The sequence below is a fragment of the Streptomyces sp. NPDC033180 genome (assembly GCF_055577645.1).
Genome location: NZ_JBVIPU010000005.1, coordinates 31,993 through 46,495 on the forward strand (window position 1 = coordinate 31,993; position 14,503 = coordinate 46,495).

At 69.1% G+C, this 14,503-nt stretch carries 18 protein-coding genes; 6 read left to right on the forward strand and 12 right to left on the reverse strand.

The features are described from left to right. Nucleotides 1-15: 15 nt before the first annotated feature. The gene (gene glpX, locus ACZ5WE_RS16650) at nucleotides 16-1,047 is read right to left on the reverse strand and encodes a class II fructose-bisphosphatase (protein ID WP_467688619.1); all 1,032 of its coding nucleotides are present in this window, start codon (nucleotides 1,045-1,047) and stop codon (nucleotides 16-18) included. A gap of 163 nt (nucleotides 1,048-1,210) precedes the next feature. Here glpX and ACZ5WE_RS16655 point away from each other — a divergent pair, with 163 nt between their 5' ends. Beyond that, nucleotides 1,211-1,729: a DUF4245 domain-containing protein gene (locus ACZ5WE_RS16655; protein WP_467688620.1), complete on the forward strand. Its 519-nt coding sequence runs from the start codon at nucleotides 1,211-1,213 to the stop codon at nucleotides 1,727-1,729. A gap of 132 nt (nucleotides 1,730-1,861) precedes the next feature. On the opposite strand, the gene ACZ5WE_RS16660 is transcribed toward ACZ5WE_RS16655, so the two are convergent. The 4 genes from ACZ5WE_RS16660 to ACZ5WE_RS16675 form a co-directional block, all read right to left on the reverse strand. After that, nucleotides 1,862-2,452, reverse strand: a complete 591-nt coding sequence (locus tag ACZ5WE_RS16660) for a malonic semialdehyde reductase (RefSeq protein ID WP_467688622.1) — start codon at nucleotides 2,450-2,452, stop codon at nucleotides 1,862-1,864. 142 nt (nucleotides 2,453-2,594) lie between these two features. Then, complete coding sequence (locus ACZ5WE_RS16665; RefSeq protein WP_467688624.1) at nucleotides 2,595-2,855, reverse strand: exodeoxyribonuclease VII small subunit; 261 nt, start codon at nucleotides 2,853-2,855, stop codon at nucleotides 2,595-2,597. A gap of 10 nt (nucleotides 2,856-2,865) precedes the next feature. Next, on the reverse strand, nucleotides 2,866-4,092 hold the full coding sequence (gene xseA / locus ACZ5WE_RS16670; protein ID WP_467688625.1) for an exodeoxyribonuclease VII large subunit: 1,227 nt from the start codon (nucleotides 4,090-4,092) through the stop codon (nucleotides 2,866-2,868). 159 nt (nucleotides 4,093-4,251) lie between these two features. Then, complete coding sequence (locus ACZ5WE_RS16675) at nucleotides 4,252-5,658, reverse strand: APC family permease (RefSeq protein WP_467688626.1); 1,407 nt, start codon at nucleotides 5,656-5,658, stop codon at nucleotides 4,252-4,254. A gap of 76 nt (nucleotides 5,659-5,734) precedes the next feature. Here ACZ5WE_RS16675 and ACZ5WE_RS16680 point away from each other — a divergent pair, with 76 nt between their 5' ends. Both ACZ5WE_RS16680 and ppgK read left to right on the forward strand, forming a co-directional pair. Next, nucleotides 5,735-6,727 carry a 4-hydroxy-3-methylbut-2-enyl diphosphate reductase gene (locus ACZ5WE_RS16680; RefSeq protein ID WP_467688627.1) on the forward strand — a complete coding sequence of 331 codons (993 nt, stop codon included), beginning with the start codon at nucleotides 5,735-5,737 and terminating at the stop codon, nucleotides 6,725-6,727. A 76-nt stretch (nucleotides 6,728-6,803) separates the two neighbouring features. Beyond that, nucleotides 6,804-7,547, forward strand: a complete 744-nt coding sequence (gene ppgK, locus ACZ5WE_RS16685; RefSeq protein WP_467688628.1) for a polyphosphate--glucose phosphotransferase — start codon at nucleotides 6,804-6,806, stop codon at nucleotides 7,545-7,547. A gap of 39 nt (nucleotides 7,548-7,586) precedes the next feature. Here the strand turns inward: ppgK and ACZ5WE_RS16690 are convergent, their stop codons facing one another. Then, the gene (locus ACZ5WE_RS16690) at nucleotides 7,587-8,246 is read right to left on the reverse strand and encodes a DUF6542 domain-containing protein (RefSeq protein WP_467688630.1); all 660 of its coding nucleotides are present in this window, start codon (nucleotides 8,244-8,246) and stop codon (nucleotides 7,587-7,589) included. 197 nt (nucleotides 8,247-8,443) lie between these two features. Between ACZ5WE_RS16690 and ychF the strand changes: the two genes are divergently transcribed. Both ychF and ACZ5WE_RS16700 read left to right on the forward strand, forming a co-directional pair. Beyond that, nucleotides 8,444-9,532, forward strand: a complete 1,089-nt coding sequence (gene ychF, locus ACZ5WE_RS16695) for a redox-regulated ATPase YchF (RefSeq protein ID WP_467688632.1) — start codon at nucleotides 8,444-8,446, stop codon at nucleotides 9,530-9,532. A 157-nt stretch (nucleotides 9,533-9,689) separates the two neighbouring features. Then, entirely contained in the window at nucleotides 9,690-10,331 is a 642-nt protein-coding gene (locus ACZ5WE_RS16700; RefSeq protein ID WP_467688634.1) for a hemerythrin domain-containing protein, read from the forward strand. A 165-nt stretch (nucleotides 10,332-10,496) separates the two neighbouring features. Here ACZ5WE_RS16700 and ACZ5WE_RS16705 read toward each other — a convergent pair whose 3' ends face one another. After that, nucleotides 10,497-10,766 (reverse strand): hypothetical protein, encoded by a 270-nt coding sequence (locus ACZ5WE_RS16705; RefSeq protein ID WP_467688636.1) that lies wholly within the window; start codon nucleotides 10,764-10,766, stop codon nucleotides 10,497-10,499. Nucleotides 10,767-10,949: 183 nt separating this feature from the next. On the opposite strand from ACZ5WE_RS16705, the gene ACZ5WE_RS16710 reads away from it, so the two are divergent. Next, a complete protein-coding gene (locus ACZ5WE_RS16710; protein ID WP_467688638.1) occupies nucleotides 10,950-11,222 on the forward strand; it encodes a chaplin in 273 nt (90 codons plus the stop codon). Nucleotides 11,223-11,347: 125 nt separating this feature from the next. Here ACZ5WE_RS16710 and ACZ5WE_RS16715 read toward each other — a convergent pair whose 3' ends face one another. The 5 genes from ACZ5WE_RS16715 to ACZ5WE_RS16735 form a co-directional block, all read right to left on the reverse strand. Continuing rightward, nucleotides 11,348-12,220 (reverse strand): tyrosinase family protein, encoded by an 873-nt coding sequence (locus ACZ5WE_RS16715; RefSeq protein ID WP_467688640.1) that lies wholly within the window; start codon nucleotides 12,218-12,220, stop codon nucleotides 11,348-11,350. A 39-nt stretch (nucleotides 12,221-12,259) separates the two neighbouring features. After that, nucleotides 12,260-12,700, reverse strand: a complete 441-nt coding sequence (locus ACZ5WE_RS16720) for a tyrosinase cofactor (protein WP_467688642.1) — start codon at nucleotides 12,698-12,700, stop codon at nucleotides 12,260-12,262. 49 nt (nucleotides 12,701-12,749) lie between these two features. Beyond that, the gene (locus ACZ5WE_RS16725; RefSeq protein WP_467688644.1) at nucleotides 12,750-13,400 is read right to left on the reverse strand and encodes a vitamin K epoxide reductase family protein; all 651 of its coding nucleotides are present in this window, start codon (nucleotides 13,398-13,400) and stop codon (nucleotides 12,750-12,752) included. Between the two features lie 11 nt (nucleotides 13,401-13,411). Then, the gene (locus ACZ5WE_RS16730; RefSeq protein WP_467688646.1) at nucleotides 13,412-13,915 is read right to left on the reverse strand and encodes a DUF5949 family protein; all 504 of its coding nucleotides are present in this window, start codon (nucleotides 13,913-13,915) and stop codon (nucleotides 13,412-13,414) included. Nucleotides 13,916-14,161: 246 nt separating this feature from the next. Further along, nucleotides 14,162-14,443: a hypothetical protein gene (locus ACZ5WE_RS16735; protein WP_467689187.1), complete on the reverse strand. Its 282-nt coding sequence runs from the start codon at nucleotides 14,441-14,443 to the stop codon at nucleotides 14,162-14,164. Between the last annotated feature and the right edge of the window lie 60 nt (nucleotides 14,444-14,503).

The following is a 14,503-nucleotide window of genomic DNA, read 5'->3' on the forward strand; positions in this document are numbered from 1 at the left end:
TACACGGCGGCTCGGCTACTTGGCGCGGTCGAAGTCGATGGCGCTGTAGGCGCGCAGCTTCGCGAGGCGGTGGTCGGAGTCGATCTTGCGGATCGTGCCCGACTTGGAGCGCATGACCAGGGACGAGGTCGAGGCCTTCTCCGCGGCGTAGCGCACGCCCTGGAGCAGTTCGCCGTCGGTGATGCCGGTCGCGACGAAGAAGACGTTGTCCCCGCGGACCAGGTCGGTCGTCGACAGCGTGCGGTCCAGGTCGTGACCCGCGTCAAGGGCGCGCTGGCGCTCCGCGTCGTCCTTCGGCCACAGCTTGCCCTGGATGACACCGCCGAGACACTTGATCGCGCAGGCCGAGATGATGCCCTCGGGGGTGCCGCCGATGCCCATGAGCATGTCGACGCCGGTGCCCTCGCGCACGGCCATGATCGAACCGGCGACGTCACCGTCCGAGATGAACTTGATGCGCGCTCCGGTCTCGCGGATCTCCTTGACGATGCCCTCGTGGCGGGGGCGGTCGAGGATCATGACCGTGACGTCCTCGGGCGAGCGGCCCTTGGCCTTGGCGACGCGGCGGATGTTGACGGACGCCGGGGCGTTGATGTCCACGTAGTCGGCGGCTTCCGGCCCCGTGACCAGCTTGTCCATGTAGAAGACCGCGGACGGGTCGAACATGGCGCCGCGGTCGGCGGCGGCGAGCACGGCGATGGCGTTCGGCATCCCCTTCGCGCACAGGGTCGTGCCGTCGATCGGGTCGACGGCGATGTCGACCTCGGCGCCGGTGGTGTCACCGATGCGCTCTCCGTTGAAGAGCATCGGGGCCTCGTCCTTCTCGCCCTCACCGATGACGACGATGCCGTTCATCGAGACGGTGGAGACGAGGGTCCGCATGGCCCTGACGGCGGCGCCGTCGGCGCCGATTTTGTCACCGCGGCCGACCCAGCGGCCGGCGGCCATGGCGGCGGCCTCGGTTACCCGGACGAGCTCCAGGGCGAGGTTGCGATCGGGAGCCTCGGGAGAGACTTCGAGCTCGGAAGGGAGATGATGCTCGGTCATCGGAGCGCACCTTTCTGCTGATACGACGACGGCCGGATGAGGGTTTGGCATGACTCTATCCGTAGGCCGACAAAATGAGCAGAGGGCCCCACGCATGAGCGGAACGGGCGCTTGGGGAGCACCGGGGGAAGCGCGCTGTCCGGGGCCTGAGAACATGGGGGACGTGGCAGGCAGACAAGGCAAGCAGACCGTACGGAACATGCTGTGGTCGATGGCGGTGATCGCCCTCGTGGCAGGCGCGATGTACGTCTTCATCCCGCACGACGACTCCAAGAGTCCCGTCAAGCGCGTCGACTACCGCGTGGAGCTGCTGTCCGCGCGCCGGGCGGCGGCGTATCCGGTGGTCGCCCCCGAGGGCCTGGCCAAGGCGTGGAAGCCGACGTCGGTGCGGTTCGACGGCTCCCAGGGCGACAGCTGGCACCTGGGTTTCCTCGACCCGTCCGGTGAGTACGTCGCGGTCAAGCAGTCCACGGCCAAGCCGGTCAAGTTCATCGAAGAGGCCACGCAGCGGGCCGTGCGGACGAAGGCCACCGAGACGATCGCCGGACAGACGTGGCACCGCTACAAGGGGCAGACGTACGACGCCCTGGTGCGCGAGGACAAGGGTGCGACGACGGTGGTCGCGGGCACGGCGTCGTTCGGTCAGCTGACGGAGATGGCGCAGGCGCTGAAGACGTCCTGACCCCTGGACGTGAAGATGTCCTGACCCCTGGACGTGAAGACGTCCTGACCCCTGGACGAGTCGGAACACGAGTGAGGGCCCCGGTGCTTTGGCGAATTCCAGGGGCCCTCACTCGTACTGCTTGCCTCTGTCTCAGACGGTCTCGATGACCTGGTCGAACTCAAGGCGAGGGGAGCGCGGGAACCAGGCGTTCTCGGCGGGCTTGCCGATGTTGACGACCATCAGCGGGGTGTGGTCGCCGTCCAGGAACTCCTTCTGGACACCGGCGGCGTCGAAGCCGGTCATCGGCCCTGCGGCAAGACCCGCGGCGCGCACGCCGATGATGAAGTAGGCGGCCTGCAGCGCGGCGTTGAGGTGGGCGGCACCTTCGCGGGCCGGGCGCTCCGCGAAGAAGACGTCCTTGGCCTGCGGGAAGTGCGGGAACAGCGCCGGCAGCTCCTCGTGGAACTCGTTGTCCGCGGAGAGGATCGCGACGAGCGGGGCGGACGCGGTCTTGGGCTGGTTGCCCTCGGCCATGTGCTGGACCAGGCGCTCGCGGGCCTCGGGGGAGCGGACCAGCGTGATGCGCAGCGACGACAGGTTGAAGGCGGTCGGGCCGAACTTGACCAGGTCGTAGATCGCCTGCACCTGCTCGTCGGTGACCGGCTCATCGGTGAAGGAGTTCGCGGTGCGGGCCTCGCGGAAGAGCAGGTCCTGTGCGGCGGGGTCAAGGACGAGAGACATGGATCAACCTTCTCGGTGCGTGCGTTGCGTGTGGGTCAGCTTGCGTCATCGACCGTACGACGCTGCGGTTTAATCTTCAACCAAATCGGCGGTTTGGTGATCCGCTTCACAACGCACCAGGTCAAAAGGTGAGGCGCCGCCGCTAGCTGTCCCCTGCGTCCTCGTCCGCGTCGCCGTCCCCGTCGGGGCCCGCCAGGGCCGCGTCCAGGCGGGCGCGGGCGCCGTCCAACCAGCGGCGGCACACCTTCGCCAGCTCCTCGCCGCGCTCCCACAGGGCGAGCGACTCCTCGAGCGTGGTGCCGCCGGTCTCCAGGCGGCGCACGACCTCGATGAGCTCGTCCCGTGCCTGCTCGTAGCCGAGTGCGTCCGCGGGGCCCGTGGCCTCGTCCGTCTTGCTGGTCATGTGCCCCACCCTAAATGTCGGTTCGTGCGGTCTCTGTGGCTCGTACGGTGAACTCGCCCTCGGCGACCCGGGCCCGCAACTCCTCGCCGGCAGCCACGTCTTCCGGGGCCCGCACCACAGCGCCGTCCGTCTTCTGCAGCACCGCGTACCCGCGCTGGAGCGTCGCGGCGGGGGAGAGGGCCACCACGCGCGCGTGGGTGTGCGTCAGCTCCGAGTCGGCGCGGTCGAGGAGATGCCCGAGCGTGCGGCGGCTGCGGTCGACGAGCGCGGAGACCTGCTCCTCGCGCTCCTCGATCATGCGGTGCGGATTCTCCATGGAGGGGCGGGCCAGCGCGTGCGCGAGGCCGCGGTCCTCGCGGTCGAGGAAGGCGTCCACACAGCGCCGGGCCCGGTCCCGCAGCCACCGCACGCGCTCGTACTCCTCACCGACGTCCGGCACGACCTTCTTGGCGGCGTCGGTGGGGGTGGAGGCACGCAGGTCCGCCACGTGGTCGAGCAGGGGGTTGTCCGGCTCGTGGCCGATCGCGGAGACGACAGGCGTACGGCAGGAGGCGACGGCCCGTACGAGCTGCTCGTCCGAGAACGGCAGCAGATCCTCCACGCTGCCGCCGCCGCGCGCCACGATGATCACGTCCACGGCGTCGAGCGCGTCGAGATCCTGCACGGCCTGCACGACCTGCGGTACGGCGTGCACGCCCTGCACGGGGACGTTGCGCACCTCGAAGCGGACGGCGGGCCAGCGGTGCCGGGCGTTCTCCAGGACGTCCCGCTCGGCGGCGGACGCGCGGCCGGTGACGAGGCCGATGAGCTGCGGCAGGAAGGGCAGCGCCTTCTTCCGGTCGGCCGCGAAAAGCCCTTCCCCGGCGAGGCTCTTCTTCAACAACTCGATCCGCGCGAGGAGTTCCCCCACACCGACGGGCTTTATCTCGACGGCCCGCAGGGACAGCTGCCCCCGGGGCGCGTACCACTCGGGCTTGGCGTGGACGACGACCCGGGCGCCCTCGGAGACGACGTCCGCGACGGCGTCGAACACCTGGCGGTAGCAGGTGACGCTGACGGAGATGTCGTGCGAGGGATCGCGCAACGTCATGAAGACGACACCGGCGCCGGGCCTGCGGGACAGCTGCGTGATCTGCCCCTCGACCCACACGGCACCGAGCCGGTCGATCCACCCACCGATGAGCCGCGACACCTCGCCGACGGGCAACGGGGCATCAGCAGACGTGTTCAGAGCCATGCGTCGAGCGTATCGGGAGGGTCGGACACGACCACTGTCCCTACGTCGAGGGCGTGCTCCGGAGTTCCGGGTGGACGGGTGGACGGGCGGGAGACATCCGAAGCGGCGGTTCAGGACCAGGTCGGGCGTCCCGCCAGTCCAAGCGCCCCCGGCGGGAGGCTAGGCAGCGCTCCGGCGAGCCCGCTGGCCGAACAGCACCGCAAGCCCCGCAACGAACCAAACCGCACCCACCACCTGCGCGGACCCCGCAGCCTCGACAATCACGGCAATGGTGATCGCGGCCCCCAGTACGGGCACCAACAGGTGCCGCCACCAACTGACCGCCCCGCCCCGCTTCCGTACCGCGAACCACCCCACCACGCTCGCGTGCAGCAACACGAACGCCGTGAGCGCCCCGACGTTCACCACCGACACCAGGTGATCCATCCCGTCGTCACGCCGAGCCGCCCACACCGCCGCGACCATCGTGATCACAGCCGCGCACAGCAACGCGAGCCGGGGCGTCCCGGAATCCGTCCTCGACAGAGCCCCCGGCAGCCGCCGGTCGCGAGCCATGGCGAACAGCAGCCGTCCCGCCGCGGCCTGCCCGGCCAGCGCGGCGAACGCCGCACCGATCGCCTTGCTGGCGGCCACCAGGTGGTGCAGCCAGTCCCCGGCGGCCGAGTCGACGGCATCGTAGAAAGCAGACCCCTGCTTGGCCGGCTCGGCGGCAAGCTGCGCCGACGACATCGGCTCCAGAAGCGCCACCAGATACGTCTGGGCGATGAACAGCACACCGGCGAGCGCCAGACAGACCAGCACCGCCCGCGCCACCTTCGCCGAGCCCCCCGTCACCTCCTCCGCGAACGAGGCGATCGCGTCGAAGCCCAGATACGAGAGCACCGCCACCGACACCGCCCCGACCACGGCCGCCAGCGCGAACGCTCCCTGCGAGCCGTCCCCGCTCAGCGGTGAGAGCCAGTCCCGCTGCGCCCCGCCCCGCGCCAGGACGACGATCGCCGTCACCACGAAGACAAGGAGGACCACGATCTCCATGGCGAGCACCAGGAACCCGACCCGCGCGGCCGCCCGTACGCCCCACAGGTTCAGCGCGGTCGTCACCAGGACCGCGATCGCCGTCCACACCCAGCGGGAGACGGACGGAACGAGCGCCTCCATCGCGATCCCGGAGAAGAGATAGGCGACGGCCGGGATGAGGAGGTAGTCGAGCATCGCCATCCACCCGGCGATGAATCCGGGGCCGTTGCCGAGCCCCACGCGCGCGTAGGCGAAGACGGAGCCCGCCTGGGGGACCACCTTCACCATCTGGGCGTAGCTGAAAGCTGTGAACGCCATCGCGACCGTGGCGATGATGTAGACGAGCGCCACCGCGCCGTGCGACTTGGCGTCGAGCGTCCCGAAGACTCCGACCGGCGCCATCGGGGCGATGAAAAGCAACCCGTAGACGACGAGATCACGGAAGCCGAGACTGCGCCGCAGCCCGTCGCCCTCGGCACCGGGGGCCGTGGCGGTATGGGCGCCGGCCGTCGTGTCTGAGTCGCCCGAGTTACCGGAGTTGCCGGACATCGTGCCTCCGTAAGTGAACGCAGGCCTCCAGTCTCCCCAAGAAGCCGATCTTTGACGCGCTGGGCTCGGCCTTACGATGGGGGGCATGACTGCTTCGACTCCTGCCCGCCGAGTCCTGCTCGCCGCCCCCCGCGGCTACTGCGCGGGTGTGGACCGTGCCGTGATCGCCGTCGAGAAGGCCCTTGAGCAGTACGGGGCCCCGATCTATGTCCGCCACGAGATCGTGCACAACAAGTACGTGGTGCAGACCCTGGAGAAGAAGGGGGCCATCTTCGTCGACCAGACGGTCGAGGTCCCCGAGGGGTCCATCGTGATGTTCTCCGCGCACGGAGTGGCGCCGACAGTCCACGCGGAAGCCGCCGAGCGGAAACTGGCGACGATCGACGCGACGTGCCCCCTGGTCACCAAGGTCCACAAGGAAGCCGTCCGGTTCGCCAAGGACGACTTCGACATCCTCCTGATCGGCCACGAGGGCCACGAGGAAGTCATCGGTACGTCCGGTGAGGCCCCCGACCACATCACGCTCGTCGACGGACCCGATGACGTCGCGAACGTCGAGGTCCGCGACCCGGACAAGGTCGTCTGGCTCTCCCAGACCACCCTCTCTGTCGACGAGACCATGGAGACGGTCGACGCCCTCAAGACCAAGTTCCCGGGCCTGATCTCCCCGCCGAGCGACGACATCTGCTACGCCACGCAGAACCGCCAGATCGCGGTGAAGAAGCTGGCGGAGGACGCCGATCTCGTCATCGTCGTCGGCTCCAAGAACTCCTCGAACTCGATCCGCATGGTCGAGGTGGCCCTGGACGCGGGCGCCCCCGCGTCGCACCTCGTCGACGGCGCGGAGGAGATCGACGAGGCCTGGCTGGAGGGCGTGACCACGGTCGGCCTCACCTCGGGTGCCTCCGTTCCGGACGTCCTGGTGGACGGCGTCATCGAGTGGCTGGCCGAGCGGGGCTACGCGGACGTGGAGACGGTGAAGACGGCCGACGAGTCGATCACCTTCTCGCTGCCGAAGGAGCTCCGCCGCGACCTGCGTGCCGAGGCCGCGGAGCTGTCGCAGAAGTAACGCCGGAGGTCGGGAGAGCAACGCGGCGGCGGGGAGAGCAGCGCGGAGGCCAGGAGCTGGCCGTACGGTGGGTCTCATGCAGATCTTCGGTGTGGACATCGGCGGTTCAGGGATCAAGGGCGCTCCCGTTGACCTGGACCGTGGAGAGCTGGCACAAGAGCGGCACAAAGTACTGACCCCGCACCCGGCCACGCCCGACGGCGTGGCCGACAAGGTGCGCGAGGTCGTCGAGCACTTCGGCTGGACGGGCCCGATCGGCGCCACGTTCCCCGGCGTGATCACCGGCGGCACGGCGCGCACGGCGGCCAACGTGGACAAGAGCTGGATCGGCACGGACATCCAGAGCCTGGTCTCGGACCGGCTCGGCGGCGGCGTCCCCGTCACCGTCCTGAACGACGCGGACGCGGCGGGCGTGGCCGAGATGCACTTCGGCGCCGGCCGCGGCCGCACGGGCACGGTCATCCTGCTCACCCTCGGCACGGGCATCGGCAGCGCCCTCTTCACCGGCGGCCGTCTCGTCCCGAACACCGAGCTCGGCCACCTGGAGCTGCACGGACACGACGCGGAGAAGCGCGCGTCGTCCAAGGCGAAGGAGGACGAGGACCTCAGCTGGGAGCACTGGGCGCACCGCGTCCAGAAGTATCTGGCGCACGTGGAGATGCTGTTCTCGCCCGAGCTCTTCATCATCGGCGGCGGCGTGAGCCGCAAGTCCCACAAGTTCCTGCCGCTGATCGAGGGCATCAAGGCCGAGATCGTCCCCGCGGAGCTGCAGAACAACGCGGGGATCGTGGGTGCGGCGATGGCGGCGGCGGAGAAATAGCCACTCGGGAGCGGGCACCTCGCCCGCCGGGGGCCAGGCTCACGCGGTGGGCATACGCCGCTTCGCCACTCCCCGCAGCCCCGCGCCGGCCCCCGTCCCTGTCCCCGGCCCGGCGGTAGCCGGGGAGACGGCTCGCGCCCGACGCCGCTGCCCCATGAGCTTGATCCGGCGCACGGTCACGATGAGACCGGCGACGAGCGTCCCGGCGTACAGCCAGCCCGCGTGCAGCGCGAGCGCGGTGATCAGCCCCATGAAATGCCCGCCGAAGCCGCCGCCGTTGCCCCCGGAGATCGGGATCAGCCCCACGGCGAAGGCGATCGGCACGGCCACCGGCGCGGTCACCAGATCGGCGGGCCGCACCCAGAACGCGGTGAGGATGCTCACGGGCACGAACAGAACCCCGTACGCGACGACCGAACTGCCGAAGAGCAGCCACAGCAGACAGGCGAGCAGGAACATCACCGTGGCGCAGAAGAGCCCGCTGCCGAGCCCCGTGAGGCGCGGGTTCGGCATCGCTCGCAGCCTGCGGTAGAGCGGCAGCGCGCGCAGTTTGCGTACGAAGGGCGGGACGGGGCGGCGGGGACGGGGCGCGGCGCGGTAGACCGCCGCCGCGTCGGCGTGCCTGCCCTGCGGGGGCAGAGGCGCGGTGCGTCGCGGCCGGGCCGGAGGCTGAGGGGGACGCGTCCTGTGTTGCTCCACCGGACCAACCTAGGTCGAGCCATACCGATAATCCTGCATGGGACACGCCCTTTGGCCGACCTTGGCCAAGCGTTCGATACTCGCGCGATACGCCGACGAGGGCGGGGCCCGCACGCCGTAGACTGGGGGATCGCCCTACGGTCGCTCCGGCCCTCCGGGCCGTCCACCCACAGCACTCACGTACGGGAAGTCGCAACGTGTCGCTCACGATCGGAATCGTCGGCCTGCCCAATGTCGGCAAGTCGACCCTTTTCAACGCCCTGACCAAGAACGACGTCCTTGCGGCCAACTACCCGTTCGCGACGATCGAGCCGAACGTCGGCGTGGTAGGCGTCCCGGACCCCCGCCTCACGAAACTGGCGGAGATCTTCAGCTCCCAGAAGGTCCTCCCGGCGACGGTCGACTTCGTCGACATCGCGGGCATCGTGCGCGGCGCGAGCGAGGGCGAGGGCCTGGGCAACAAGTTCCTCGCGAACATTCGCGAGTCGGACGCGATCTGCCAGGTCATCCGTGCCTTCAAGGACGAGAACGTCGTGCACGTGGACGGCAAGGTCTCGCCCAAGGACGACATCGAGACGATCAACACCGAGCTGATCCTCGCCGACCTCCAGACCATCGAGAAGGTCCTCCCGCGCCTCCAGAAGGAATCGCGCATCAAGAAGGACGTGGCGCCCAAGGTGAAGGCGGTGGAGGAGGCCCAGACGATCCTGGAGAAGGGCGACACGCTCTTCTCGGCAGGCATCGTCCAGGGCTCGGGCAAGGAGGAACTCCTCCACGACCTCCACCTCCTGACGACGAAGCCCTTCCTCTACGTCTTCAACGTGGACGAGGACGAGCTGACGGACGACGCGTTCAAGGCCGAGCAGAGCGCCCTGGTCGCCCCCGCCGAGGCGATCTTCCTCAACGCCAAGCTGGAGTCGGACCTCGCGGAGCTGGACGAGGACGAGGCCCTGGAGCTCCTCCAGTCGGTGGGCCAGGAAGAGCCCGGCCTGGCCACCCTCGCCCACGTGGGCTTCCGCACCCTGGGCCTCCAGACGTACCTCACGGCAGGCCCCAAGGAATCCCGCGCCTGGACGATCTCCCAGGGCGCGACGGCCCCCGAGGCCGCGGGCGTGATCCACACGGACTTCCAGAAGGGCTTCATCAAGGCGGAGGTCATCTCGTTCGAGGACCTGGTCGAGGTCGGCTCGGTGGCGGAGGCCCGCGCGAAGGGCAAGGCGCGCATGGAGGGCAAGGAGTACGTGATGCAGGACGGGGACGTGGTGGAGTTCCGCTTCAACGTCTAGTAGCCGCGACGGCTCGGAGCCGTGGCCGGGTGCACGCACCGGCGGAGCAGGGCCGCGTCCTTTGGGGCGCGGCCCTGCTTCTTTGGCTGAGGCAAGGGCGTCCCCGAATGGTGGCGCGGAGAATGGGCTGCCCTGTCACCTGTAAGGAGCGACATTCATGACCGAGTCCATAGCCCACCTGCCCTCGGGTCACCAGACGATGCTGCTGGCCCACCGTGCCATGGTGCGCGATCTCGGCCGTGTGGCCCGCAGCGCCGAGCAGTTGGCCCGTAGGCCCCATGCCGAACAGGCCGCCGCGCTCCTCGACTACGTGGACAAGCTGTTCCAGGTGATCGAGCACCACCACGAGGGCGAGGACGACTTCCTCTGGCCGCGGCTGCGTGAACTGGGCGCCGATCAGGAGGCGTTGGACCTCATGACGGCCGAGCACGAAGAGCTGGCGAAGGTCCTGCGCACCTGGCACGAGACGAGCAGACGGCTCGGCACGGACCCCGCGGCCGCGGCGGAACTGGCCAGACGTACCGAGGAGGTGCGCGAGCAGCTGGCCGGACACGCGCGCGACGAGGAGCGGGAGCTCCTCGGCCGACTTGCTCCGGTCCTCGACGAGCAGATCTGGAAGGGCTTCGCGACCCACATGCGCAAAACGGCCCCCGGCTGGACGTTGCGCTTCATGCCGGCCTGGCTGCTCTCCGTGGCAGGGCCGGGCGAGCAGGGCGGCGTCGCCGCGGCGCCGATCGCCCGACTGTTCAGCGGCTGGCTGGAGAAGCGGCAGCGAGCCGCCTTCGGCGACAACTACTGAGTTCGTACCAACTGGGTTCGTACCAACTGGGTTCGTAGCTACTGAGTCCGTAGCTACTGAGTCCGTCGGTATGGGTCGTCACTTTGCGGTACGGGATGGCGAGAGGCGGGGCCGAGGCCGCATGGGCCCGACCCCGCCTCTCCTCGCGCGTGAGGCGCGCGGCTGCTACTGGATCCCGCCCAGCAAACCCGTGACCGGTGCGGCCAGGTCGGTCAGCTGGTGCAGCTGCTGCAGCTCGTACAGACCGTTGAGCCCCTGGAGCTGCTCGGTGACGGACGGCAGCTCGGCGCGGTGCTCCTCGGGGACCGAGGACGCGGCGAGCGAGTCGATCGTGCCGGTGGGGGAGATGGGGGCGGCGCTCGCAGCGGGCGCGGCCAGGGCGGTGGCGCCCGCGGCGAGAGCGAGGGCGGCGGCCATGCGTCGTGTTGAGATCATGTGATGCGCAACGGATCGGAACAGCGCTGGACACGGTCGCCCGGACGAATTCACCGACGAATTCACTGACGATTTCACCAATGATGTACCAATCAGTGCCGTTACCTGCGGTCGATCACGCCGTTGAAGGGACAGTAGGGCCGCGTGCATGCGGCTGTACTCGTCAATTCAAAGGAGAACGTGATGTCTCGCATCGCGAAGGCAGCCGCTGTTGCCGTCGGCACGGGCGCCGTGGTGCTCAGTGGCACCGGTATGGCCATGGCGGACGCTGGCGCCGAGGGTGCGGCCGTGGGCTCGCCCGGCGTCCTTTCGGGCAACCTCGTCCAGGTTCCGGTCCACGTCCCGGTCAACGTGTGCGGCAACACTGTGGACGTCATCGGGCTGCTGAACCCGGCGTTCGGCAACACCTGCGTGAACGCCGACGGCCACAAGGGCGGCCACGGCTACGGCCGCTGATCCCCGCGTGTGAGCCCCCGGCGGTCGATGACCGCCGGGGGCTCGTTTTCATGCCCAGCCCCATGCCCAGCCTTCATGCCCAGCCTTCATGCTCGGCGTTCTTGCCCGGCGTTCTTGCCCACTGGTCACGCGTAGCGGTAGATGCCCCGATGGCCGATCAGCTCGTCCGGCTTCACATCCCACGGTGGCATCTCCTCGAAGCGGGCGCAGATGCGGCCGTGCAGCGCGCTGTGCCCGGTCCCCGGCGGCTTCTCCGGCAGGTAGGGCGCCGACCGGGGGTGCCGTGCCTGCCAGCGGTCCCACAGCAGGTCCACGAAGGAGTGGTTCAGCCAGAAGACGGGGTCGTTGACCGAAGCGCCGCCGAGCATGTGCCCGCCGACCCAGCGGTGGACGCGGTTGTGGTTGAGCCACCTGGCGTTGCCGCCCCTGGAGGTCCACCCCTCCAGCTTGTTGCGGAAGCCGTCGGAGGAGGTGGAGTCCCAGGGCGCCGTGTCGTACACCGGGTCGCGCATCGCCCCGGCCAGTTGCACCTCGGTGGGCAGGTCGATCGGGTTCTGCGGCCTTCCGAAGTCGCGCATGAGGAAATCGCCGTCCGCCTCCCCTTCCTTGATGACCCACGTCCCGTTCGTGCGGGCGAACGGACCGGTCATGACCTGCCGGTCGGTACGCCGCCCGTTGCCGCCCATGAGCCCGCTGCCCCAGAGCGAGGCGCCAGGTGTCCTGTCCACCGTCCAGTCCCAGTACGGGACGGACACCGCGGGGTCCACCCGCCGCAGGGCCCGCTCGAACTCCAGGAGGAACCTGCGGTGCCAGGGCAGGAACGAGGGCGTCATGTGGGCCACCCTCAGTCCGCTGTCCCCGTCGGACACGTAGTGCTCGATGTGGATCCGGACGAACTCGTCGTACTCACCCTTGCGTTTGAGCTCAAGGAGCGCGTTGACGAACCGCCGCTTCTCGGCGCTGGTGAGCCGGGCCTGGTTCTTGCGCGTGTAGACCACTTCGGTTCGCTCCTCCGATCCGGGCGTGCGGGGCGGTGATCAGGCGTTCTTGGTACGCAGTTGCTGCCCGGGGCCCAGTTCGTCCACTGCTCTGCGGGTGGCGATGAGCGGCGTCGGATACGACTGGTAGTGGTCGATCATGCTCAGATAGCCGCCGTCCGCACGCCGTATGAGGTGGAGGGGGCGCCCGTCGACGGTGACGTCCCAGGAAGCGCCCGGGTGTTGATGACGCGCGGCCGCTCGTGAGCCGCGGATGTGCCGGCCCTCGTAGATCTCGTCGAACGACCCGTCACCGATCTCGTCGGACGACCCGTCACCGAGGTCGTCGGACGGCGGGACCTGAGCCGGGTGCCGGGTCCACCAATGGAGGGCGGCCTGCGCCGTCACGGCGGCGACGGCGACTCCGATGAGGTTTCGCATCGTGGCCCTGCGCGTGAGCCGCCTCACGCGCGGGCCGTCGGCCCCTGCTCCTTCGACCACTGGTGATGTCTCCTTGCGCGTGATGCCTCACGAGAGGCCGAGGTCGGCATCAGCTGGTCCAGAAGTCCCACCAGCGCGTGAGGATCAGCATGCCGATGATGCCGACGTGCAGCACCGGAAGCACCCAGGTGAACTCGCCGAGGAACGTACGCAGCCAGGTGGGCGCGGGCAGGAAGCCGTTACGGACGTTGAACGAGGTCACGTACCAGAACATGGTGATCGTGGCGACCCAGGCCAGGCAGCACCACAGGCACAGCGAGTTGATCTCGTACAGCGACTGGTACTGCAGCCACGTGCAGAAGCCGACCCCGAAGAGCGTGCCCGCGTTCAGCGTCAGCCAGTACCAGCGCGGGAAGCGCGCACGGCCCAGCAGACTCATGCCGACGCACATCACGGCGGCGTACGCGGCAAGGCCCAGCATCGGGTTCGGGAAGCCGAACACCGACGCCTGGTCGCTCGTCATGATGTTGCCGCAGGAGACCACCGGATTGAGGCTGCAGGCCGGCGTGAAGTCCGGGTCCTCCAGGAGCTTGAACTTGTCCAGCGTGATGACCCACGCCGCGAGCAGCCCCGCCGCCCCCGTGATCACCAGAAGCAGCGCGAACGCACGACTCCCACCGATCCGGTCGGACGGCGGGTCCACGCGCCCTGAAGGGGCTTCGGGCTTGCGGGCCTCGGGGAGAGGCGTCTTGGTGTCCATCGCTGCGACGCCTAGCCGCGCAGGCTCTTCGCGGTGAGCAGGCAGTGCGCGGACCGGGTCATGGTCTCCTCCGTGCCCGCGAAAGCCGCGAGGGCCTCCTCGGCGAGCGGAACGCCGGGCTTGGCCTCGGGCCAGGGACGCGTGGTGAACATGAAGTAGGCGTGGCCGCGCTCGCCCACCGCGGCGAGCCACTCCGGCGGTACGACGCACTGGGCGTTGAGGTGCGGCATGTTCAGTACGGCCTGGCCGGCCTCGACGAGGAGGGTGACGGGCAGGCTCGGGTTGCGGGAGCTCTCCACGACGGGGCCGCCGATGGGGAGTCCGGTGTTCTGCAGCAGGAGCTCGATGGCTTCGGTCGCGGCCTCAGGACCGCCTTCGCCGTCGCCGAGCGAATAGGCGAGCAGGAAGGGCATGTCCTGCTCGTCCTCGGGGTGTTCACCACTCCAGGCGACCACCGTGAGGGTGCCCAGATCGGCGGCTCGGAAAGCGCGGGTTTCGCTCGATGTCGAGGTCATCTCGAAACCGTATCGATGTGTCCCGACTCCGCGGCCCTGCCTGTCACTTGATTGGGTGAGTACGGGCGAGCGATCACACGATCGGGGCACGCGCCGGTCGAACTGCGGGGCCTGCCAGTCGAACTGAGGCTCAGGACTGAGAGCCGGGGGGGGAAGCAGGAAAGGCGGGAAAAGCCCGAGGGCCGATTCCGCGGAGTTACGTACGCGGAACCGGCCCTTGCGCCGAATGAAGGAGCAGAGAGAGCTCTACTTCGCGACGGGAAGTCCACCGAGGAGCTTGCCGGCGCCGCCACCCGCGTGCACGCTTTCCGCGGCACCTGAAACGGCGTTGACCACCGAGTCCTTGTTCTCGGTGTCAAGGGCGTTGGTGGCCAGCGGGAGCGCGTCGATCGACGACGTCTTGCTGGCGACCGTGTCAAGGCCACCGTTCAGGCTGGTGGGCGTGAGGTCGGCGGCAAAAGCGGGTGCGGCGGCACCAGCGATGACCATGGATCCGGCAACGACGGCGGCAGCCTTCAGGGGCTTCATCATGTTCCTTTCTGCGGCGACTGACGGTCGCCAGAGGGGATTTTCACTTCGCCATGGGTA